Raw genomic sequence first — 22,340 nt, 5'->3', positions numbered from 1 at the left:
CAAACAAGGGCATCAACTTTGCGGCGGCGGCAAAGCGCTTCAAGTGCTATGCGCTGCTCGTCGGATAAGGTGGCTGTCTTGTATCGCTTGCTCATACCCTCAAAATACAGACCGCCGCCCCTTCGGCCATGCGACGAACTGAATCGCAGGCACAAAAATCGTCAGGTCAATTCAGGCGCACGAGTATACTTTGCGAAAAACTTGGGCGATATACCGAGGCGTCGTCCAGTTCGGAATGGCGATCGACTACTGTGAAGATTATCCGAATTACGGCCTGGATGTGCTTCATTTAGGGGCCGTCCACTGCCGCGCTGTGCCGGGTTAATGGCCATCCTTGGCCCTCTGCTTCCTAAGCATCAAGGCAAACCACTTCAAAGGGGGAGGCTCACACAGGCTTGCGCGAAAGTCCGGGAAACGGAGACAGATTTCGTTGTTCAGATATGCGGAATGCTGTTAACCTTTTCTTCCCACGGGACATTTGCCTCCGTCCCCTTACAGACAGCGAAAGACTCACGGACGAAACTAAAAACACCAGGGAGCTAAAAAATGACCATATTCAGGACACTCGCCGCCGCCTCTGCAACCGCCATTCTCTTGGCACAGACGGCTCCGGCATTTGCGCAAACCGCTTGGGACATGGCGACGCCCTATCCCGAAGCAGAATTTCACACCCAAAACATTGTACAGTTTGCACAGGAAATCTCTGATGCGACCTCCGGTGGGCTAAACATCATGGTCCATTCCGGCTCGTCCTTGTTCAAACACCCGGAGATCAAACGCTCCGTCCAGAACCAGTTTATCCCGATCGGCGAAGTGCTGATGGCGAACCTGTTTAACGAGAATCCGATCTTTGGGGCGGACAACATCCCGTTTATCGCCAGCAACTATGACAGCGCCAAAGCCCTCTGGGATGCGCAGCGCCCGCTGGTCGAAGCCAAGCTTGCCGAGGACGGTATTCGGCTTTTGTATGCGGTGCCATGGCCGGGCCAAGGTTTTTACACCAACAAGCCGCTGACATCGGGCAGCGATATGGAAGGTATGCGGTTTCGCACGTATAATGCCACAACCGGGCGCATGGCAGAACTGCTAGGTGCTTCTCCAACCACTATCGAGGCGGTCGAGATTCCGCAGGCGTTCTCCACTGGGATTGTTGATGCGATGGTGACCTCCGGTGCAACGGGCGCACGCACCAAAGCGTGGGATTTCACCACTCAATTCTATGACCTTCAGGCTTGGTTGCCCAAGAACATGATCATCGTGAACGAAGCGGCGTTTTCCGCTCTGCCCGAAGATCAGCAACAAGCGATCCTTGATGCCGCTGCCACCGCAGAGACACGCGGCTGGGCCATGAGCGAGGAAATCGCGATATCGTCTGTTGCAGAACTTGGCGAACACATGACTGTCAATACGCCCGATGCGCAACTGTCGGCTGATCTGGCGGCTGTCGGTGAAACGATGGCCCTTGAATGGGCCGAAAGCGTGGGGCCTGACGGCCAGGCGGTGCTTGACGCGCTCAAGTAATGCGTGATGTCGGGAAGGTCTGCGGCCCGTCAGGCCTCTGACCTTCCCGATGTTTGTCACCTGCGCGACTTTGCCCGTGCCACACGTCCCCGAGGGGGCGCAAAAGGATCGAAATCACATGCTTACCCGTTCCCTGAACGCCGTCTACAAGGCCGCCGGAGCGCTTGCCGGTTTTTTTCTGGTCGCAATCTGCGTCATCGTTATGGCGCAAATCGTAGCGCGCCAATTGGGGACGATCATACCTTCTGCCGACGAATACGCCGGCTTCTGCCTCGCGGCGACCTCGTTCCTTGGACTTGCGTACAGTTTCCGCAGTGGCAGCCACATCCGTGTCACGCTGTTCATTCAGGCGCTGGGAAACACCAGCTCCAGACTGATGCTGATCCTCGCGCTTGTCGTGGCGACAAGCGTAAGCGGGCTTCTGGCCTATCACACTATCCTGATGGTCATGCAAAACGCGACCCGAGGCGAAGTCACCTCGGGACTGATCCCGATACCGCTCTGGCTGCCTCAAATGGGGATGGCCATCGGGATCACCCTGTTCTGCGTCGCAATCGTCGAGGATCTGGTGAACGCCATTCTAGGTCGCGCGACAGTATTCAACGAGAACGAAACAAAGCAATCAGAGGCGGACACAAGAAAAGACGGCTTGACCGACCTTTAACAAAACAGCGCCGCGTTGCGCCAGAATAGACGATGTAGCTGCCCAACAAAGGGCCCATTCGCTTCGGAGATCAAACGACCATGGACCCCAACATCGTTGCCATCATCTTGATCGGTTCTATGCTAGTGCTGCTGTCGCTCGGGATCTGGGTTTCTCTAACGCTCACTATCGTGGGATATATTGGCATCGCCGCCTTCACAGGCGCCCCAGCAGGTCCGATCATGGCCACAACGGTCTGGGCGCAGTCTTGGTCTTGGGCGCTGACAGCCTTGCCTTTGTTCATCTGGATGGGCGAAATCCTGTATCGCACACGGCTTGCGGCAAATATGTTCAACGGTCTGGCCCCGTGGATGAATGCGCTGCCGGGCCGGTTGCTCCACGTCAATGTGGTGAGTTGTGGTTTGTTCGCAGCGGTCTCGGGCTCTTCTGCGGCGACAACGGCCACCATAGGGCGCATCACAATACCCGAACTGGAAAAGCGCAACTATGATCAAAAGATGATCGTGGGCAGCCTTGCGGGTTCGGCCACGCTGGGTTTTTTGATACCGCCCTCCATCATCCTGATCGTCTATGGCGTCGCTGCCGAGGTTTCGATCAGCCGTCTGTTTATCGCAGGCATATTGCCCGGACTGATGCTGATGGTGCTGTTCATGGGCTATATCATGGCATGGTCACTGCTTTACCCAGAGCGCACACCCAAGCCAGAGCCGCGCATTCCGTTTATGGAACGGATCCGCGCGACGGCAGGTCTTTTCCCAATGCTTGGCCTGATCATCGGGGTTATCGGGTCCATTTATGCCGGGTTTGCCACCCCAACCGAAGCAGCAGCTATCGGGGTCGTCGGGGCGCTAATTTTATCCGCAGTCAGCGGCAACCTGACATGGACGTCGTTCAACGAAAGTGTGATGGGCGCCACCAAGACAACGTGCATGGTCACGCTGATCCTTGCAGGGGCAGCCTTCCTGTCGGTCTCAATGGGGTTCACTGGCATCCCGCGCACTTTGGCGACATGGGTTGGATCGTTCGAGCTGACCCAGTTCCAGCTCCTCATCGCACTGACGTTCCTCTTTGCGATCATGGGCTGCTTTCTGGACGGGATTTCGATCGTGGTGCTCACCGCCTCGGTGATCATGCCCATGGTGCAGGCTGCGGGTATCGATCTGATCTGGTTCGGGATTTACCTTGTGGTCGTGATCGAGATGTCGCAGATTACGCCGCCGGTGGGGATCAACCTGTTCATTCTACAATCCATGACCCGCCACGATTTGCTGGCTGTGGCCAAGATGGCCTTCCCGTTTTTTCTGGTTTTGGTTCTCGCGACACTGCTGCTGATCGTGTTTCCACAGATTGCAACGTTCCTGCCTTCACTCATGACACGCAACTAGCGTGGTTTCGAAGCCATCGGCGTGGATTGACGCAGTCAGAGGGCTTTCATGGCTGCCTTGGTTTGGGTGGTATTGTATGCAGAAAGTACTGAATTCCGCCGAATGGGCTGGATAAATCAGAATTTTGCATGCAGAATAAGTACTTGGAAACTTTTAGGTTGAGCATATGACCAGTGATGCGCCGCCAAAGATGAATGCGACCGAACAAGCCTATCAGATCATCCGCAAAGATATTTTGACAGGCAAGCTTGCAGAGGGAGAGCGTTTGACTGAGGCGCGTTTGTCAGACGATTTGGGTCTGTCGCGCACGCCCATAAGGGAAGCCATTGGGCGCTTGATCTTTGAGGGGTTCATTGATCGCCAGAAGGGCTACACTACCCGCGTTGCACATGTCCCGCAGGATGAGGCCGAGCAAGTTTACGAGATCCGACGACTGGTCGAGTGCTACTCGGTCGAGCGCGCAGCACGGCTTGCCACCGAAGAAGACATCGCAGAGTTGCGCGAGATTCATGCCGCCATGAAAGATGACACACCGCCGCGTGACAAGGCGGCCTATGAACGGTTGACCCAGGCGAACGAGGCCTTTCACCGCGCCATTGTCAGTGCGGCGCGCTCGCCGAGGTTGACGGCGCTGATGACCACGGCGCTGGATGTGAGCATGGTTGTGCGCACCTATTCGATGTTTTCGGACAAGGACCTGCTGCGCAGCCTCAACCACCACGAAGAGATCATCCAAGCCATCGAGGCGCGTGCGCCGAAATGGGCGTCGAGCATCATGTCGGCGCATTTGCTGGCGGGTGCTGCGCGCGTGGCCGAGCGGACCTCCAAGTCTGACCCGGAAGGGGAGTGACCCATGACAGATGTCCTGCGTTCGTTGCTTTTTACGCCTGCCAACCGTCCTCAAGCCTTTGATAAAGCGCTTGCTTCTGGTGCGGACTGCGTGTGCCTTGATCTGGAGGACGCGGTGCCGCCGGATGGGAAATGTGCTGCGCGCCCCGACGCGATGGCGTTTCTGTCTGGGGCCACGTTTGGAGTTTCACGGCCTGCGCGTGCCGTGCGGATCAACGCGTTGGCGTCGGTGGCAGGCGCGCGCGATCTGGCGGCGCTGGCTGATGCTGCTGCTCAGTCGGGCCTCATCATGTTGCCCAAGGTCAGAAGCGCAGCAGAATTGCAATTGGTGGGGTCGATCCTTGACGAAACAGGCAGCGCGGCGGGACTGATCGCACTGGTGGAAACCGCCACTGGCCTAAGCCACGTCGAAGAGATCGCGCGCGCCACACCGCGCCTGCGCGCCGTCATGTTCGGCGGGGTCGATCTATCGGCAGAGCTTGGCGCGCAGATGGGATCGGACACCATGTGCTGCGCGCGCGCCCGGATCGTGCAGGCCGCGCGGGCAGGGGGCGTGGATGTGCTTGACGTGCCAGAGCTTGATTTTCGCAACGCCGACGCTGTCAGTGCGGCTGCAACGAATGCCGCGCAAAACGGCTTTACCGGCAAGGCCGCGATTCACCCCAGCAGCAATCTTGGTGCAATCAACGCTGCGTTCACACCAAGCGCGGACGAAATTGCCCGCGCGAAAGACATCATTGCAGCGTTTGAGGCGGCACCAAATGGGCTTGTGGTGATTGACGGCAAGCTGATTGAAGCGCCAGTGATCAAGAGAATGCGCTTGCGCCTTGCCATCGCGGCGGCGGCGGGGGTGCTGTGAGCGCCGCGTTTGATCGGATCGCAGCGCTCAATGAACGGCTGCACTTCTGCGAAGATTTCCACGCCTCCGGCCCGGTTGATCGGGCACAACAGATCGGAGCGGGGCCACTTTCTGGTCGGCCCATCGGTATCAAATCCAACATCCGTGTGCAGGGGCAAGCATGGACCGCTGGGATCGGCGCTCGCGCGACTGATGTCGCAGCACAAGATGCACCCTTGATCGCTGACTTGCGGGCAGCGGGCGCAACACTGCTCAGTCGTCTTGCGATGGACGAGGGCGCGCTGGGTGCGGCGACGGACAATCCCCATTTCGAGCGCTGCGAAAACCCAGCTTGGCCGGGCCACAGCGCTGGCGGCTCGTCGGGCGGGTCGGCTGCGGCGGTGGCGGCGGGGGCGGTGGATGCGGCCTTGGGCAGCGACACGATGGGATCGGTGCGGATTCCTGCGGCCTATTGTGGGGTTTATGGGCTGAAACTGGGGCCGGAGGCGGTGGATATGGCCGGGGTTATGCCGCTCGCCCCAAGCCTCGATGCGCTTGGCATATTTGCGCAAACGCCGGAGATGCTGGGCGAGGTGCTGGACGTTATGGCGCGTACAGCCTCTGCGCGTGAGATCACAAGCTGGTGCACTCTGCCAGAGCCGTGCCTGAGCGCCTGCAAGCCGCAGATGCGCTTCGCCTATGATCAGATGAGCGCGCAGATGACGCTCCTGCTTGGTGCGCCAGAGGTGATGGACCCGCTTGATCTGCCCGCACTTCGCAGCGATGCCTTTCTGCTGACGGAGGCAGAGGCGGCGATCAGCCTTGGCGATCAGCCGGGGCTGAGCCGAGGGCTGGAAAAACTCATTGCCTATGGGCGGACGCTGACGCCTGAGCGGATGGCGGAGGTGCGGGCGCGTCCAGACGCGGCGCGGGCCGCTTTGCGCAGTGTCCTTGGCGTAAACCGCGTGCTTCTTTTGCCCACAGTGTCCGAGCCAGCCTTCGCCCACGGCGCGCGCCCACCTGTCGGTCAGGCGGACTTTACCGTTTTGGCCAATATCGCCGGACTGCCTGCGCTGGCGATCCCGATGGCCGGTGCCGCGTTTCCTTTGTCGGTCCAACTCGTCGGACCGCCCGGAGCCGAATCGGCGCTGCTACGCCTCGCGGCGCAGCTCTGAGGCGGCTTACTCTCCTGCGCGGCTCATGGAATGGTCCAACGTTTGGAAGATATCGGCATAGTCGGTGCGTAACGCCTTTTTCTGGACCTTGCCCATCGTATTGCGCGGCAACGCCTCCAGGATGATGTATTCCTTGGGGCGTTTGAAGTTCGCAAGCTTGGCTTTCACGGTGGCCTTGATTGCCTCCATGTCGGGCGACGCGGTGCCTTCTGCGACCAGAACGGCTACCACGCCTTCGCCGAAATCGGCATGGGGGACGCCGATGACGGCACTTTCCTTCACGCCGGGCTGCGCGTCGAGCAGTTGCTCCACTTCTTTGGGATAGATATTGTAACCACCTGAGATAATTATGTCTTTTTCGCGCCCCACAATCGTCACATAGCTATCGCTGTCGATCTGACCCAAATCTCCCGTGATAAAGAAACCGTCGGCGCGCAGTTCTTCGGCGGTTTTCTCGGGCATCTGCCAGTAGCCTTTGAACACGTTCGGGCCGCGTACTTCGATCATACCCGTCTCGCCCTGTGCTACCTCTTGCCCGCTCTGGTCCATCACGCGCAATTCAACGCCGGTTAGGGGAAAGCCCACGGTGCCTGCACGCCGCTCGCCGTCATAGGGGTTGGAGGTGTTCATGCCCGTTTCCGTCATCCCGTAGCGTTCAAGGATCGCTTGACCCGTGCGCGCGCTGAACTGGTCGTGGGTTTCGGCCAACAGCGGCGCGCTGCCGGAGGTGAACAGGCGCATATGCCCAGCCAGATCACGGGTAAAGCGCGGCTCATCTAGCAGGCGGGTATAGAAGGTCGGCACGCCCATCATGGTGGTCGCGCGGGGCAGGGCGTCGAGTACGGCCTCGGTCGAGAAGCCCGGCAACCAGATCATCGCGCCACCTGCGTTCATCACCACATTGCAGGCCACGAACAGCCCATGCGCATGGAAGATTGGCAGCGCATGCAGCAGCACATCATCGGCAGTGAACGCCCATGTGTCCGTTAGGGTGAGCGCGTTGGAGAGCAGGTTGCCCTGCGTCAGCATCGCGCCCTTTGAGCGCCCTGTCGTACCGGAGGTGTAGAGGAAACAGGCCAGATCATCTGCGCTGCACGCGACGGCATCGGGGGCGGGCTGTGCGCTGGTGAGCGCATCGGTCAGGCTGCCTTGTTCGTCAGCCCCCAGTGTGAGCAGCGTCGCACCCGCATCGCGGGCCACGTCGCGCAGCGCGTCCGCCGCCGCGGGACCGGTGACGAGGATTTTGGGCGAGGCGTCCTGCACGAAATAGGCGATCTCGTCCGGGGTGTAGCTCGTGTTGAGCGGCAGAAAAATCACACCCGAATGCAGGCAGGCCAGGTAAAGCGCGAGCGCCTGAGGCGATTTGGGGCATTGCATCGCAAGCCGGTCGCCTTTTTCCAACCCAGCGGCGCGCAGGTAGCCAGACAGGTGCGCGACGCGCCCGGCCATATCGCTGTAGCTAAGGGTTGCGCCGTCGGGCAGGTGCAAAAGTGGGGCGTCGCTGTGAGCGCGTGCGCCAAGCAATGTGTCATAAAGCGAATTGGTCATCGGAGGATCTCCTGAGTGATCATGAGGCGGCATGCAGCGTGACGGTCATGGCAATAGTGTCGTCGGGTCTGCGTGCCCAAAGGGTTGCGCCCTCTGGCGTCTTGCGCCCCTCAAGGGGGAAGGGGGCATCGCCGAACAGCGGGGCCATGGCGCGGATGTCAAAAGAGGTGAGCGCACGCGGGCCGAGGTGCTCCAGCCCAAGCTGGATCAGCAAGGTCGCAATGAGTGGACCGTGCACGACAACACCGGGATAGCCCTCGACGTCTCTGGTGTAGTCGGCATCGTAGTGGATGCGGTGCCCATAAAAGATCAGCGCGGAGTATCGGAACAAAAACACCGGATCAGGGGTCACCACCCGGCTGAATTCGGCATCTTCTGGCGCAGGCTTGCCCGGTGGCGGGGTGCTGCCCACAGTGGGTGCAGCACGGTACACGATGTTTTGCGTTTCGCGGAGTCGATGCTCACCGTCGACAGAAAAATCGTGATCGACGGTCACGAAACAGAGCCGCCCAGAGCGGCCGTTTTTCTCGTCAATGGCGCGGATGGTTGAGGTTTTATCCACCGTCTCACCTAGGCGCAGCGGGGCATCAATGCTGACGTGCCCCCCCGCCCACATGCGGCGCTGCAGGCCAAAATCGGGGATAAAGCGCCCCAATTGTTCGTGCCCATCCGGGCCAAGGTCCGAATGGCGGATTTGTGGGTTGAAATAGAGGTAGTGCCAGAACGGCGGCAGCGGATCGCCCGCCTGATAGGTGGCAGGGCGGTCAAGGGTGAGTTGCATGAGCTGCGCTTGTCGCAGATCAAGCGTGTCGGTGACCTGTTCGCTGCGCCCGATGGCGTCTGTGGGCAGGGGTGTCATGCTCAGCGTCCCTTGAACTGTGGTGCGCGTTTCTCGGCAAAAGCGCGTTGGCCTTCGGCATAATCGGCACTGTCGAAACAGGCGCGCACGAGGGCGCCCGTGGCCGTGCGGTCACGCGCGGCTTCGGGCTTGGCGAGCTCGGTCAGGGCGGATTTGACGGCGCGCAGGGTGAGGGGCGCATTGCCGACCAAAGTGTTCACATATTCCGTGCAGGCCGCGTCGAACGCCTCGCGAGGATAGACGAAATCGCAAATGCCTTTGGCCTGCGCGTCTGCTGCCGAAAGCTTGCGACCCGAAAACAGCAGATCGGCTGTAACCGCATGGCCCAATCTGCGGTGCAATTGCGCCACCCCATCATAGCCGTAGCCAAGGCTCAGCTTGGCGGGCGTGATCGCAAAGCGCGCATCATCGCGCGCCAGCCGCAGATCGCAGCGCATGGCAATGCCAAGACCGCCGCCGATGCAATAGCCACGGATCAGCGCGAGCGTTGGCACCGGCAGCATTTCGAGCATGTCGTCAGCGTGAGTGACGGCTGCATTATAGGCCGCTGCACTGGTCGCATTGCTGCGCGTTTCACCGAATTCAGAAATATCGGCACCCGCGACAAAGGCGCGGTCCCCGGCGCCCGTCAGGGTGAGCACGCGCAGGCTGTCATCTGTGGAGAGCGTCTCGCAGATATCGCCCAAAGCCTGCCACATGCCGAGGCTCATAGCGTTGTGTTTTTCGGGCGCGTTGAAGGTGATCGCGGCCACGTTGCCGCTGCGGACCAACTGCAAACGGCCATCCGCATAGGTTTCAGTCTGTGTCATGCGCCGCTCCATTGGCCGCCGCCATCCACGTCGATGACGGTACCGTTAAGATATGTGACTTTGGGCGAGACAAGCATGCAGCTGAGGGCGGCAATTTCCTCTGGCATGGCGGGGCGTCCATAGGGGAAACGGCTGGGCTCGATCACCTCGCGCCAGCGGCCCGGATCGCCGAGTTCGTTTTGCGCTTTGTGGCGCATAAACATGGTCATACGGTCGGTGAGTGTGGGCGACGGGTTGATCCCGAACACACGCAAACCCTGCGTTTGTGCTTCGGCCCCCAAGGCTTGGGTGAAGGCGATCAGCGCGGCATTCGCGGCAGAGCCTGAGATGTAGGGCGCACGATTGGCCCGCCCGCCCATGCCGATGATGTTGAGGATCGTGCCCGTCCCGTGCTGTGCCATTCTGGGCAGGAGCTGTTGGCAGAGATGGATATAGCCGAACACTTTCAAGTCCCAATCGCCACGTATGTCGTCCATCGACATCTCGCACAAGCGCCCGGCGCGGATCGCGCCTGCGTTGTTGATCAGGATGTCGGGGGTCTCAACCGCGTCGAGCAGTGCGAGGCGGCCCGTATCGCTGGCAAGGTCGGCGGGCAGGATCGTGACCCGCTCGGTTCCCAAGGTTGCTTGTGTCTCTTGCAACTGCGCGGCGTCGCGCGACACCAGCGTCACCGTAGCACCTTCGGCCAGAAGGGCGGCGGCGATGGCTTTGCCGATGCCCTTAGAGCCACCTGTGATCAGCGCTGTTTTGCCGTTCAGATCAAGATCCATCGCGGTCTCCTAGATAGTATTGGATTTCGAAAAAGATGCAGCCTTTTGCGGATATGAACGGCCCATGTTCCGTGCCCGGCGGGCGGCAGGCATAGGCGGGGGCGGTGAATGCCTCTCCGCCTGCTCCGTTTGCATCGCAGCCATTCACCAGCGTGCCAGAGATCAAATAGACCTCTTCCCAGTAGTCATGCAGGAACACGTTTGGTGCGATTGTGCCGGGTTGGAACCGGATCAGGCGCGTGCGCACACCGATCTTTGCCTCTTCGTCCAATGCGCCGGACAGCATTTTTTGCTCGACGCCTAGTGCCCCGCCGGGGACGGGTTCCCAGCCGCTGTCGGTGTCGAGCATGTGGAAAGGCACGGGGGGATTTAACGGCATCAGGGGAACTCCGGTGTTGGGGCAAAGGCGGCGTCGAGGGCGGATTGAAGCGCAGATAGGTCGGGTGCGTCAGGCAGCGCAAGTACGGCCTGAAGAATGCGATCGGCCTGCGGCGCGCTCAGACCGCCATAGGCGGCGTTGGTATGGAACTTTGCGATAATGTCAGCCTCTTGCATCGGGTTTTCAGGATCACCCCACGCGGCGGGGCAGGTGGCATCGCGTACTCTCCCGTCTTGCGCCTCGATCCGGATGCGCGCGCCGTAGCTTTGAGGAAAGGCGGCGTCGAGATCCGGGGCAACTTTTAGCTCCACGCGGTCGCGCAGGGTGGTTAGGTTGGGATCGTTCAGCGCATCCGTGTCGAAATCCGCGATGTTTGGCGCGCCTTTGGACAACGCAACCGCGACCGTGTGCTGTAGGCTAAAGCGCGCGTCCTCTGGTGTGGTCGGGTGGGGTGCATCGCAAAAGTCGATTGCGGCGCTGTATGTTTCAATCGTCATTCTGCGCGGAGCCGTGCCGCCCTCACGCAGGTTCATCGCGGCGGAAATGGCGGGATGTGTGTGCCGACAGGCGGGGAATGGTTTGAAGCTCATCTCGTGCAGCGCCCAATCGCCGGGTGCGATCAATTGGGCGGTGTCTGCCTTGGGGTAGTAGCTGGCAAAAAAGCCCATCGGGCCGGTCAGGATTGCGCGGGCGCCGGGAAAGCCTGCGGCGGCCAACTCTGCCGCCAAGACACCGGATCGCGCGGCCTGCGCCGTTGCCAGTTGTTTGGAGAAGGTGGGCTCGAGCCTGCATTGCCAGATGCCAGAGGCCATCATGCCTGCCTGACCCAGCGCGTCGGCCATGCTGCCGTGTAGCAGGTCTGAGGCAGCAATCGCTGCGCCGAAAACGCCGCAGGTGCTGGAATTGTAAAAGCTGGTATATCCGCCCGAAGCGGCAACGCGCCCGATCCGGATCGCGGCCTCGTAACCGCGCGTGAGCGCCGCCAAAAGGTCCAGCCCGGTGGAAAGCTGACGCAGCGCAACTGCGAGTGCCGCCGGGACGATAGCGTCACCCGGATGCAGGATCGACGCGCGGTGCAGGTCGTCCATTTCAAGTACATTGCCCAGCGTCCCAAGCCACAAAACAGCAGTCTGTGCGTCATATTTAGTAGAGGACAGGCCGGCGCGCACTATGTCGTCATTAGGGACATGTTGTGCGCGCCCCATCGCATGCGCCACCTCTGAGTGTCGCGCAGCGAAAACGCAGCCGAGCCAGTCTAGCACGGTAAACCGCGCACGAAGTGCCGCTTCCGGCGCCACCGGACGCTGACAAAATCGGATCAACTCTGATTCGAGATATGGCTCTGATTTGATCATTTCGTATACAATGATTAGAAAACTTCAGTCTACGTTGGCTAATTTTGTAGGCAAATCAACCCTTACTTGATGCGTATTTCCGCATGAAAAGGTGAATTTTTTGCCTAAGGTATTGAAAATAAACAAAGTGAAGCATTTCTTGATTGCATACAAAAATTTGTTGCCTTCATAAATTTTTGTGCACATAGTTTAGATTAGTTGCAGCAGCGTGTTTGCCCTGAAGTGGGCCGCATTTTTTATGGTGCCGCGGGGGCTGCCGTTGAGGCGGACAAGAAAGCTAAAACTTCGTTGTCCATGTCGGTCAGTGGAAAAACGGAACCAGCAGGAGAGAATAAATGAACCAGATAGAATTTAATCGCCGTCAGATTATAGCCCTCTTAGGCTCTGCCACCGCAATGAGTGGCATGGGCACAATGAGCATGGCGCAAGATCAAGCCCTCAAGCTGTGGGCGCCTGGGATCGCCAAAGTGGGCGCGCAGGATTGGTCCGATATGGAGTCGCAGGCTGGCATCAGCATCAACTCTATCGCCAAATCCGCGCGTGCAGATGAATCCATCCAAAAGATGGTCGTGGGGGATGGCAACGCGCTTTATGATGCGATGACCGATAATGGTGGCGGCATGGAAGACGCGCTGGCCTCGCAAGGTGCGATTGTCGAGTTGGACATCTCAAAAATCCCAAACTGGGGCAACATCCTGCCCAGCTATAACGAAGGCGGCGCGAGCGCTGACACCATTCGGTATGAAGACAAAGTTGTGGCTGTGCCCTACATCTCCAACGCGGACAGCTTGGCCTTTAACTACGGTGAAATCGGCGAAGAGCTGAATTCGTGGGAGGCGTTGTTTGACAGCCAGTTCCGGGGTCGCGCTGCGATGCAAAACGATTTTGGCCCAACACTCACGAATACGGCGATTTACCTGAAGCAGTCTGGCAAGGGCAGCATCGACAACCCATCGGACATGACCGAAGACGAAGTGCGTCAGACCTGTGAATTCCTGATCGCCCTGAAAAAGAAGGGCCATTTCCGCACCTTCTGGGATGGCGTGCAAAACGGCGCGGACTTGCTGTCATCTGAAGAGGTGCTGGTGTCGTCCTGCTGGGAAGTCATCCAGATCTTTGCGGCGCGCAAGAACGGCCAAGACATCCGCTATGGCACCATGAAAGAAGGCCACCAAAGCTGGAACAACATTGTCATGTTGACCCGTGGCGGCATGGAGCGCGGCATGGATACGGCCTTTTACCAACTGGCCAATGTCTATCTCAGCCCTTGGTTTGGTGCGCAGACTTTGGCTGGGCTTGGGTTCACGCCCCAGATGGACGGCGTGCAGGACTATGTGGATGCCAACCCGGATATGTTCGACGCAGATACCAAGGCGATCATGGCGGATCGGCTGGCGCGAAAGCAAGCACGTCGCGCCGTCGCGGGAAATTCGTGGCAAAACGTATTCCCGACCAACATTCGTGCCTACCAAGACTGGTGGGCTCGGGTTCAGGCCGCCTGATCAAAGATGGCAAGCCTCACAAATAAACGGACCGACGGGGGCACGCTCACCGTCGGAACCCAGACATCACAGTTGCTCGAAATGCTCGCACCGTGGGCGTTTCGGGCACCTCTGATTTTCATGGTGTTGTTCTTTGCTATTCCGATGGCGATGACGGTCGTGTTTTCGGTCTTCGAGCGCACAATGTTCTGGATGGAGCCGGGCTTTACGCTGTTCGCCTATGAGAACTTCTTTTTCTCGGCGCGCTTGGTCAACTTTCTGAATTCCATGAAGTATTCGCTGATTTCGGTTGCGATCTGCTTTGTGTTTGGCTTTCCCATCGCAGTGTTCGTGCGCAAATCGATCCCTCAGGTCGCACAGCACCGGGTTGTGTTGCTGTTTATCCTGCCGTTCATGGTATCCGAGATTATCCGTGTTTTTGCGCTGCGCCCTGTGCTTCAGCGTAACGGTCTGGTCAACACGACATTGATGGATTTGGGACTGATTGATGAGCCGATCACCGCGCTGATCTACTCCCATACCGGAGTTGTCATAGGTGAGGTTCTGTCTTTCCTTCCGTTCATCGTCTTTTCTGGGTTCCTTGCCATGGAAGCGGTGCCAAAGTTCATTTTTGAGGTCTGTGATGACCTCGGAGTGGGTCCGTGGAGAAGGTTCCTGGACGTAATCCTGCCGCTTGCTGCACCCGGTATCTTTGCAGGGTCGGTTTTTATTTTCGTCAACGGTCTTGGCGTGGCTTTGCTGCCCAATATTCTTGGCGGGGCAGGGGCGGTGAATGCCGGGCTGATTGCGACGCAGGCGATCACAGCGCTCGATTTCCCGCTCGCGATGGCGGTTAGCGCAATCATGATGACGACCCTCATGGCGCTTCTTTGGATCGGGCACCGTTTGTTTGACCTGACGAAAATCCTGACACCCTTGAGCTGAGAGTGAGCCAATGAACGATTACGACAATATATGGCTGCATAAGCTGAAGTGGTCCTATTTGCTGCTCGTCGTCCTCACCCTGATGACGCCCGTGATTTACGTGATGTATATCTCGTTCAACGCCAACGGGTTCGGCGCGAATGAGTATGCCTTCACGATGGAGTGGTATGGGTTGATCTTTTCAGACGCGCTTTTGATCGGTGCGCTTCGATGGACGCTGATGTTGGCATTGGTGGTGACTGTGATTGCGGTCCCAATGGCATTGCTGGCGGCGAAATATTACAAGGCCGCCGACAACAAGTTGTTTCCGGTGTTTCTCCTGCTCGCGCCGCTCTTTGTGCCGCCGGATATCCTTGGCTCGGCTCTGCTGGTGTTTTTCAAAAACCTGAATTTCGCGTTCATTTGGCTTGGTGATCAGGTTGGAATATCGCTGTTTGATAGTTGGTTCCGGCTGAGCTTTCTCACTGCAACAATCGGATTGATCATCTACACGATCCCCTATTCCTTTGTGGTGATCCTGATCACGATGGGCCGCTATCGCCCCGAACAGACCGAGGCTGCACGGGCGTGCGGTGCAAATGGCTGGCGCGCCTTTTGGGATATCGAATTTCCGCAAATCCAAGCGGGCGTGTTTTCGGCCTGTGCGTTTACGATCATCCTCGTGTTCAATGAATACACGCGCACCAGCCTGCTCAAGGGTGGGTTTGACACCTTTACTACGGTGCTGATCAGCCAGATGCTCAACACAGGCATGTCAGGGCAAAGCTACGCCATGTCCGCCTTGGTCAGCTTCATCGCAATAGCCATCATCGGCTCTATCATTATCTTAACAATGCTCCGGACTGAGTCTCTGTCGCGTATCGCGCGTGCGAAGGCCGACCCGGTGACGTCATGAGCAACGGGACACCAAAAATGACCGATCCGACACCCCCAGCCGTCGAAGTGCGCAACCTATCCAAGCACTACGGAGATTTCGTGGCGCTGCGTGATGTGAACGTGACCATCGCCGCTGGAGAGTACTTCGTCTTGCTCGGCCCGTCAGGAGGCGGGAAAACCACGCTTTTGCGCACCATCGGCGGCTTTCACAAGCCAACCAAGGGTGAAATCCTTCTTAATGGGAAAAGCGTGGGCCACCTGCCGCCGGACAAACGCCCGACGACCATGGTCTTTCAAGCCTATGCTCTTTTCCCGCATATGACTGTGACGCAGAATGTGGGCTATGGCCTCAAGGTGGCGGGGCTGCCCAAGGCCAAGATCGCGGAAAAGGTCGACTACGCGCTAGAGCAAGTGGGGCTGTCGCAATTTACGCACCGCAAGCCGCATGAACTCTCAGGCGGCCAGCAACAGCGCGTCCAACTTGCCCGCGCAATCGTGCTCGACCGCGATATCCTGCTGCTAGATGAACCGCTTGCGGCCCTCGATGCGCAGTTGCGCAAGGATATGTGTCTTGAGCTGAAGCACCTGCAGGAAAAGGTAGGGATCACGTTCATTCACGTGACTCACAACCAGGAAGAAGCGATGACCGTCGCGGACCGTATCGCGCTGATCGCCAGTGGCGACCTCGTTGAATGCGGCAATGCGCGCGACATTTATCGCGCCCCACAAAAGGCCTTTACCGCAAGTTTCGTAGGCGAAAACAACTTGCTGCGCGGCAAAGTGACAGAGGCGAATGGAAGCTCTGTGATTGTCGATGTGGCGGGCTCAAAACTCACAGTGGATAAGCGCGGGCTGGCGGTCACAGACGGCCAAGAGGTCAAGCTGTCGATCCGCTCCGAATGCGTGACGCTTGATCGGCTGAACGGCAGCGACGCGGCAGCGGATGGCATGTCGATCATGGGGGCGTTTGACGAAAGCGTCTATCTGGGGTTGACCACGTCCCACTTGGTGCATTTGCCCGACGGTACGGAGATGGTCAGCCGCGTGATCGCCGACAGCGACGACAGCCTGCCCGATGCTGGCGCATCCGTGCGCTTGTCGTGGAAGCCGTCCGACATCCGTTTGCACGTGAATTAAGCCCATGCAGTCAAACCCACGCATCCCGTTCCAACTGTCTTCCGACCGCGCCCCGCTCATCGGGCCGGAGGGCAAGCCGCTGATTGTTCATATCGTGATGAACATAGAATATTGGCCGATTGAGCGCCCCATGCCGCGCGGTATCATTCCTGCCCCGCATGGGGCGACGCCAGCACCGCCTGATGTGCCCAATTTCTCTTGGGTGGAATATGGGATGCGCTGCGGCATGCCGCGTATCCTTGATATGTTTGAGCGCAAAGGACTGCCGTGTTCTGCGTTTCTGAACGCCCAAGTGGCGGACGTTTATCCAACGTTGATGGATGCCGTTAGTGATGCAGGCTGGGAATTGGTGGGCCATGGGTTCTTTCAGCAGTCGCTGAAACAGGCCGAGGATGAGGCCGATGTGATCCGCCGTTGCCTTGACCGTCTTGAAAAAGTCGGTGGCGCAAGGCCCCGCGCATGGCTGGGGCCGGGGCTTGGTGAAACGGAACTTACGCCTGATTTTCTCAAGGCTGAGGGCGTGGAATTCTTGCATGACTGGGCGCTGGATGACCTGCCCACATGGATGAAAACCAAGCATGGTCCGTTGATGGCGCTGCCTTACACGTTCGAACTGAATGATGTGCCGATTTATGCGATCCAAAACGGGTCGAGCGATGAGTACCTCAAACGGGTCGAAGCCACGCTGGCGGTGTTCGAGCGCGAGTTGAAAAACCAGCCGCGCGTGATGACGCTTGCGCTGCATCCCCACATCATCGGCGTCCCGCACGTCGCCCATTATTTCGAGGCAGCTCTCGATTTGCTGCAGGCACGTGACGACACCGTGTTCCTCACCTCCAGCGGGATTGGCGATTGGTATGCCACTGCCGACCCGGATGGCGCGGTCAAAGTAATGGGAGACACCTGATGCGCGAGAAGTCGACGGCCCTTGGGCCCCTCAAAGTGCTTGACGTCACACGCGTGCGCGCTGGGCCGACATGCTGCCGTGTGCTTGCGGATTTCGGCGCGGATGTGATCCGGATCGAAGCGCCAGCGGGCGCGGACCCCTCGGCGGGCGTGTCGGGGGCGCGGCATGGCTATGATATGCTGAACCTGCACCGCAACAAGCGGTCGCTGACCCTCAACCTCAAAGATCCGGATGGCCGTGCGCTGTTTCTGCGCATGGTCGAAACCGCCGACGTGGTGGTTGAGAATTTCCGCCCCGATGTCAAAGACCGTCTTGGCATTGCCTATGACGATCTGGCCAAGGTCAATCCGCGCATTATCCTCGCGTCCATCTCTGGCTTTGGGCAGGATGGCCCCTATGCCCGCCGTGCTGGGTTTGATCAGATTGCGCAAGGTATGGGTGGTCTGATGGGCGTCACGGGCAACCCCGAAGGAGGCCCGATGCGTGCCGGGGCTGCGGTGGCGGACAGCTCTTCTGGGCTTTATGCGGCGATCGGCATTCTGGTCGCACTTCAGGAACGCGCCCAGTCGGGCCGAGGCCAATGGGTGCAAAGCTCGCTTCTGGAATCGCAGATTGCGCTAATGGATTTTCAAGCCGCACGCTATCTGGTCGACGGCGAGGTGCCACAAAGTACGGGCAACGATCATCCTTATGTGACGCCCATGGGCGTGGTGGCGACACGTGACGGGCACATGAACCTTGGCGTTGGTAGCGATGCGCAATGGCGGGCGTTTTGTAGCCTGATTGGCAAGCCTGAATGGGGCGAGGACGAACGATATGCCACCAACCCCGCGCGCTTTGAGCATCGCCCAGAACTGTGGGCACTGCTGCGCCCGATCTTTGCCCAACGCAGCACCACCGATTGGGTCACTGCACTGGAAGAGGTCGGTGTTCCAGCTGGCCCAATCTACATGATGGACGACGTGTTCGCCGACCCCCAAGTCCAGCATCTGGGCATGGCGGCGGCCATCGAACACCCCGTGCGCGGCGAGACAAAGCTCGTCGCCCAACCTGTGAAACTGTCGCGTACCCCTGCGTCGATCTATGTCTCTGCGCCAGATGCCGGAGAACATTCTGACGCAATTCTGGCCGAGACAGGCCTGTCGGAGAGCGAGATCGCTGATCTGCGCGCGCGCAACGTAATATGAAGGACTCTGAGATGGACCAATTTGATCCCGATATGATCTCTATGCCGACGAAGCCGGCGTGGACCGATATCCGCGACGCGGTGGGCCGTTTGTGCGAAGATTTCCCGAACGAATACTGGCTCAAACTCGACAAGGAAGACGCCTATCCGCATGATTTTGTCGGCGCGCTGACCGAAAGTGGGTTTCTTGGCGCTTTGATCCCCGAAGAATATGGTGGCTCAGGCCTGCCTCTGGCTGCGGCTGCGGCCGTGCTGGAAACCATCCACGCCAACGGCTGCAATGCAGCGGCTTGCCATGCGCAAATGTACACAATGGGCACCTTGCTCAAACATGGATCCGAAGAGCAAAAGCAGAAATACCTGCCCAAAATCGCCACAGGCGAGTTGCGCCTGCAAGCCTTCGGCGTGACTGAGCCCTCAACTGGAAGCGACACAACCCAACTCAAGACCAAGGCCGAAAAGACGGATAGCGACACCTATATCGTGAACGGGCAAAAGGTGTGGACATCGCGCGCTTTTGAGTCCGATCTGATGCTGCTCTTGGCCCGCACCACGCCGTCGGATCAATGCGCCAAACGCTCGGACGGGATGTCTGTCTTTTTGATCGACATGAACGAAGCCAAGAAAAGCGGCTTGTCTCTGTCCAAGATCGACGCCATGATCAACCACAACACCTGCGAGGTCTTTTTCGACAATGTCGAAATCCCGGCCGACACATTGGTGGGCGAGGAAGGCAAGGGCTTTCGCTATATCGTGGACAGTATGAATGCAGAGCGGATCCTGATTGCGTCAGAGTGCATCGGCGACGCCAAGTACTTTATCGAAAAGGCCTGCACATACGCCAACGAACGGTCGGTGTTCGGGCGGCCCATCGGTGCGAACCAAGGCATTCAGTTCCCTATCGCCGAGGCCTATGCCAAAGCGCAAGCAGCCGAGCTGATGGTGGCCAAAGCTGCCGCAATGTTTGACGCAGGCGGAAAGGCGGGTGCTGAGGCGAACATGGCCAAGCTGCTCGCGGCGGACGCATCTTGGGCCTGCGCCGAGGTCTGCATGCAGACCTATGGCGGCTTCGCCTTTGCCCGCGAATACGGCATTGAGCGCAAGTGGCGCGAGGCGCGTCTGTATCAGACCGCACCGATTTCCAAAAACATGATCTATGGTTTCCTTGGACAGCATGTCCTTGGATTGCCGCGCAGCTACTAAGCGATGACCGCAGAGACCACTGGTGCCTGTTGAGGCGGGACAGGGCGCACGCTGGCCTGTGCTGGTGGGCGTTTGGGGGGTATATTTCTGCTTTGGTGTGATCATCGCATCTATGGCGCCTGTCGTCGGTGCCATCCGCGCGGATATCAACGTGAACAATGCTGCGATGGGCCTGATCCTGGGAGCTTGGCCGATCACGTATATCATCTGTGCCATTCCTTGCGGAATGCTGTTGGACCGGCTCGGGGCACGCAAGATGCTGGCGATCTCGACGCTGATCATGGCGGCGTCGGCGCTGGTGCGGACCTTGGCGGAGACCCCTTTGGAGCTGTTCCTCGCAGTTGCGCTGTTCGGGGTTGGTGGGCCTATGATATCGGTCGGCGCACCGGTGGTGATTGCGCAACTCTATGAAGGTAAAGCGCGCGCCACCGCGATGGGGCTTTATGTGACGGGGCCTTATCTAGGGGGGCTGGTCGCATTGGCGATCACCAATTCCGTGATCATGCCGCTGACCGGGCAAAGCTGGCGCGGCGTGATGGCGGTCTATGCGGCGCTGGTGTTGGTCAGTGGCGTAATCTGGCTTCTGGTGTCGGGTCGCCTATCGAGCGATCTGGGCGCAAAGGCGGGCGGCACGAAATACAACCTCTCCGCCTTTGCTGAGATCATTGCCGTGCCGCAGGTGCGTTTGATCCTTGCGATGGCCGTGGGGGTATTTTTCCTCAATCACGGACTGAACAACTGGCTGCCTGAAATTTTGCGCAACTACGGGTTTTCGGCCGTCTCGGCAGGGTACTGGGCCTCTTTGCCGCCTGCTATGGGTATTCTTGGGGTGCTGGTGATCCCGCGGCTTGCCACGCCCGAATGGCGGTTGTTCGTGATAGGCTGCTTGTTCGCTGCGATGCTGGCCGCAAGTATGCTCTTGCGCAGCGATCAGCCCGCGCTTTTGGCGAGCGGGCTGATGTTACAGGGCCTTGCGCGTGGGTCGATGATGACGGTTGCGATCATGCTGTTGATGGACACACCGGGTGTGCCGCCCGAACGCATGGGGCTGGCTGGGGGGATGTTTTTCACCGCCGCCGAGATCGGAGGCGTTCTTGGTCCTGTCACGCTCGGAATGCTCGCGCATTGGACAGGTGGTTTTGGCGTGCCCCTGTGGTCTGTGACTTTGGTGTGTGTGATGCTGTTTGCTATCCTCCTTGTGCTGTTGCGACGCAGCACACGCGCCACCACAGCCTAGTCCCTTGATTCAGGTAATTTGCGGGTAAAGCTGAGCAAGCTTTATTCTGGCGTCTTCGGAGGTAAAGTGCCAGTTAGTAATGGGATGGGCATTGTCAGAAGAAATTGGCTTGAGCCGGGCAGGGCGGTTTCGTAGCGTCTATGTGTTCCATCCCGGACGATCACATAGATCCTCGCCGGTCTGCATTCTGCATGGCAAGATCGGTTTTAGGCGACATCCCGGAGGGCGACCAATGCTGATCCATCTTCATAGCCAGGCGACAACGACACCCAAAGTGCGGGCGGAAATTCAAGCGAGTGACGAGCCTGCTTGGGTTCTGGCGGAGCGGTTTGGGATCACCGAGCAGACTGTGTGGAAATGGCGCAAACGCGACAGCGTAAATGACCGCAGTCATACCGCTCACCGGCTACAAACAACGCTTACGCTGGCTCAGGAGGCCGTCGCAGTTGCGCTGCGCAAGACGCTGCTTGTCTCACTGGATGACTTGCTCGCAGTGGTGCGCGAGTTCCTGAACCCGGATGTCTCGCGCTCCGGACTGGATCGGTGTCTGCGGCGGCATGGCGTGGGCAATCTGCGCGATTTGAAAGCAAAGGTGGCACGACCCAAGCCCAGCGGCTTCAAGGCATATGAGCCCGGATACCTTCATATCGACGTAAAATATTTACCGCAGATGGCCGATCAAACGTCCCGTCGTTATCTATTTGTCGCGATTGACCGGGCTACCCGCTGGGTGTTCATTCGTATCTACAGCAGCAAGACAGCGGCCAACGCGCGCCGCTTTCTGCGTGATCTAGAGCGGGCATGCCCAATGCGCATCCGAACCATACTCACGGACAATGGGAAGGAGTTCACCGACCGTCTTTTTGGCCTGCGCAAGCGCGCGCAAAGCGGGAAACATGAGTTCGACAAGCTCTGCGCCGAACTGGACATCGAACACCGTCTGACGCCGCCTAGATCGCCCCAAACAAACGGCATGGTCGAGCGTTTCAACGGTCGTATCGAAGACGTGCTGCAAAGCCACCATTTCCGGTCCGGCGAGGAACTGGAAGCCACGCTGTATCGCTACGCCTGGCTCTATAACCAGCAACTCCCCCAATCAGCGTTGGGCAGCAAGACGCCATTGCAAGCGATGAAGGACTGCTTGGATTCAAACATCAAGTGCAACGGTTGATTTGAAGGCCGCTATTTCATCGGCCATGGCTTCGGCGGGGGTTCT

General features: G+C 58.8%; 22 protein-coding genes. 15 read left to right on the top strand and 7 right to left on the bottom strand.

The annotated features are described in order from the left end of the window. On the bottom strand, positions 1-95 hold a 95-nt coding region (locus LC354_RS27730; protein WP_263289467.1), incomplete at its 3' end, for an ERAP1-like C-terminal domain-containing protein. Between the two features lie 451 nt (positions 96-546). Here LC354_RS27730 and LC354_RS19280 point away from each other — a divergent pair. From LC354_RS19280 to LC354_RS19255, 6 genes are all read left to right on the top strand, one after another. Then, positions 547-1,521 (top strand): TRAP transporter substrate-binding protein, encoded by a 975-nt coding sequence (locus tag LC354_RS19280; RefSeq protein WP_223426947.1) that lies wholly within the window; start codon positions 547-549, stop codon positions 1,519-1,521. Positions 1,522-1,639: 118 nt separating this feature from the next. Continuing rightward, complete coding sequence (locus tag LC354_RS19275; RefSeq protein ID WP_223426946.1) at positions 1,640-2,185, top strand: TRAP transporter small permease; 546 nt, start codon at positions 1,640-1,642, stop codon at positions 2,183-2,185. 80 nt (positions 2,186-2,265) lie between these two features. Then, a complete protein-coding gene (locus LC354_RS19270) occupies positions 2,266-3,570 on the top strand; it encodes a TRAP transporter large permease (RefSeq protein WP_223426945.1) in 1,305 nt (434 codons plus the stop codon). 166 nt (positions 3,571-3,736) lie between these two features. Further along, positions 3,737-4,420: a GntR family transcriptional regulator gene (locus tag LC354_RS19265; RefSeq protein ID WP_223426944.1), complete on the top strand. Its 684-nt coding sequence runs from the start codon at positions 3,737-3,739 to the stop codon at positions 4,418-4,420. A gap of 3 nt (positions 4,421-4,423) precedes the next feature. Further along, positions 4,424-5,278 (top strand): HpcH/HpaI aldolase/citrate lyase family protein, encoded by an 855-nt coding sequence (locus LC354_RS19260; protein ID WP_223426943.1) that lies wholly within the window; start codon positions 4,424-4,426, stop codon positions 5,276-5,278. Then, positions 5,275-6,432 carry an amidase family protein gene (locus LC354_RS19255; protein WP_223426942.1) on the top strand — a complete coding sequence of 386 codons (1,158 nt, stop codon included), beginning with the start codon at positions 5,275-5,277 and terminating at the stop codon, positions 6,430-6,432. Before LC354_RS19260 ends, LC354_RS19255 begins: the two co-directional genes overlap by 4 nt. A gap of 6 nt (positions 6,433-6,438) precedes the next feature. On the opposite strand, the gene LC354_RS19250 is transcribed toward LC354_RS19255, so the two are convergent. Genes LC354_RS19250 through LC354_RS19225 form a run of 6 tightly spaced genes read right to left on the bottom strand, consistent with a single transcriptional unit; the run spans position 6,439 to position 12,152 of the window. Then, positions 6,439-7,980 carry a malonate--CoA ligase gene (locus LC354_RS19250; RefSeq protein ID WP_223426941.1) on the bottom strand — a complete coding sequence of 514 codons (1,542 nt, stop codon included), beginning with the start codon at positions 7,978-7,980 and terminating at the stop codon, positions 6,439-6,441. 19 nt (positions 7,981-7,999) lie between these two features. Beyond that, complete coding sequence (locus LC354_RS19245; RefSeq protein ID WP_223426939.1) at positions 8,000-8,839, bottom strand: FAS1-like dehydratase domain-containing protein; 840 nt, start codon at positions 8,837-8,839, stop codon at positions 8,000-8,002. Positions 8,840-8,841: 2 nt separating this feature from the next. Next, on the bottom strand, positions 8,842-9,648 hold the full coding sequence (locus LC354_RS19240; RefSeq protein WP_223426938.1) for an enoyl-CoA hydratase: 807 nt from the start codon (positions 9,646-9,648) through the stop codon (positions 8,842-8,844). Then, on the bottom strand, positions 9,645-10,418 hold the full coding sequence (locus tag LC354_RS19235) for a short-chain dehydrogenase/reductase (protein ID WP_223426937.1): 774 nt from the start codon (positions 10,416-10,418) through the stop codon (positions 9,645-9,647). The genes LC354_RS19240 and LC354_RS19235 overlap by 4 nt, the downstream gene beginning before the upstream one ends. Then, positions 10,408-10,797, bottom strand: coding sequence for a cupin domain-containing protein (locus tag LC354_RS19230; protein WP_223426933.1), 390 nt, complete (start codon positions 10,795-10,797; stop codon positions 10,408-10,410). Before LC354_RS19230 ends, LC354_RS19235 begins: the two co-directional genes overlap by 11 nt. Next, positions 10,797-12,152, bottom strand: a complete 1,356-nt coding sequence (locus tag LC354_RS19225) for an MmgE/PrpD family protein (RefSeq protein WP_223426932.1) — start codon at positions 12,150-12,152, stop codon at positions 10,797-10,799. The genes LC354_RS19230 and LC354_RS19225 overlap by 1 nt, the downstream gene beginning before the upstream one ends. Before the next feature lie 335 nt (positions 12,153-12,487). On the opposite strand from LC354_RS19225, the gene LC354_RS19220 reads away from it, so the two are divergent. From LC354_RS19220 to LC354_RS19180, 9 genes are all read left to right on the top strand, one after another. Further along, positions 12,488-13,654, top strand: a complete 1,167-nt coding sequence (locus LC354_RS19220) for an ABC transporter substrate-binding protein (protein ID WP_223426931.1) — start codon at positions 12,488-12,490, stop codon at positions 13,652-13,654. Positions 13,655-13,660: 6 nt separating this feature from the next. Continuing rightward, positions 13,661-14,578, top strand: a complete 918-nt coding sequence (locus tag LC354_RS19215; protein ID WP_223426930.1) for an ABC transporter permease — start codon at positions 13,661-13,663, stop codon at positions 14,576-14,578. A gap of 10 nt (positions 14,579-14,588) precedes the next feature. Continuing rightward, positions 14,589-15,473, top strand: a complete 885-nt coding sequence (locus tag LC354_RS19210) for an ABC transporter permease (protein WP_223426929.1) — start codon at positions 14,589-14,591, stop codon at positions 15,471-15,473. A gap of 17 nt (positions 15,474-15,490) precedes the next feature. Further along, positions 15,491-16,591 carry an ABC transporter ATP-binding protein gene (locus LC354_RS19205; protein WP_223426928.1) on the top strand — a complete coding sequence of 367 codons (1,101 nt, stop codon included), beginning with the start codon at positions 15,491-15,493 and terminating at the stop codon, positions 16,589-16,591. A gap of 4 nt (positions 16,592-16,595) precedes the next feature. Further along, the gene (locus LC354_RS19200) at positions 16,596-17,498 is read left to right on the top strand and encodes a polysaccharide deacetylase family protein (RefSeq protein WP_223426927.1); all 903 of its coding nucleotides are present in this window, start codon (positions 16,596-16,598) and stop codon (positions 17,496-17,498) included. Further along, on the top strand, positions 17,498-18,685 hold the full coding sequence (locus LC354_RS19195; RefSeq protein WP_223426926.1) for a CaiB/BaiF CoA transferase family protein: 1,188 nt from the start codon (positions 17,498-17,500) through the stop codon (positions 18,683-18,685). Before LC354_RS19200 ends, LC354_RS19195 begins: the two co-directional genes overlap by 1 nt. An 11-nt stretch (positions 18,686-18,696) precedes the next feature. Continuing rightward, on the top strand, positions 18,697-19,887 hold the full coding sequence (locus LC354_RS19190; RefSeq protein ID WP_223426925.1) for an acyl-CoA dehydrogenase family protein: 1,191 nt from the start codon (positions 18,697-18,699) through the stop codon (positions 19,885-19,887). A 22-nt stretch (positions 19,888-19,909) separates the two neighbouring features. Next, positions 19,910-21,124, top strand: a complete 1,215-nt coding sequence (locus tag LC354_RS19185; RefSeq protein ID WP_223426924.1) for an MFS transporter — start codon at positions 19,910-19,912, stop codon at positions 21,122-21,124. Positions 21,125-21,356: 232 nt separating this feature from the next. After that, complete coding sequence (locus LC354_RS19180; protein ID WP_399203932.1) at positions 21,357-22,295, top strand: IS481 family transposase; 939 nt, start codon at positions 21,357-21,359, stop codon at positions 22,293-22,295. Positions 22,296-22,340 lie beyond the last annotated feature (45 nt).

Origin of the sequence: Tateyamaria pelophila, assembly GCF_019966495.1 — a bacterium.
Lineage (GTDB): Bacteria > Pseudomonadota > Alphaproteobacteria > Rhodobacterales > Rhodobacteraceae > Tateyamaria > Tateyamaria pelophila.
The sequence above is the reverse complement of the archived record's forward strand: the minus strand, read 5'-3'. Positions and strand labels throughout refer to the sequence as shown.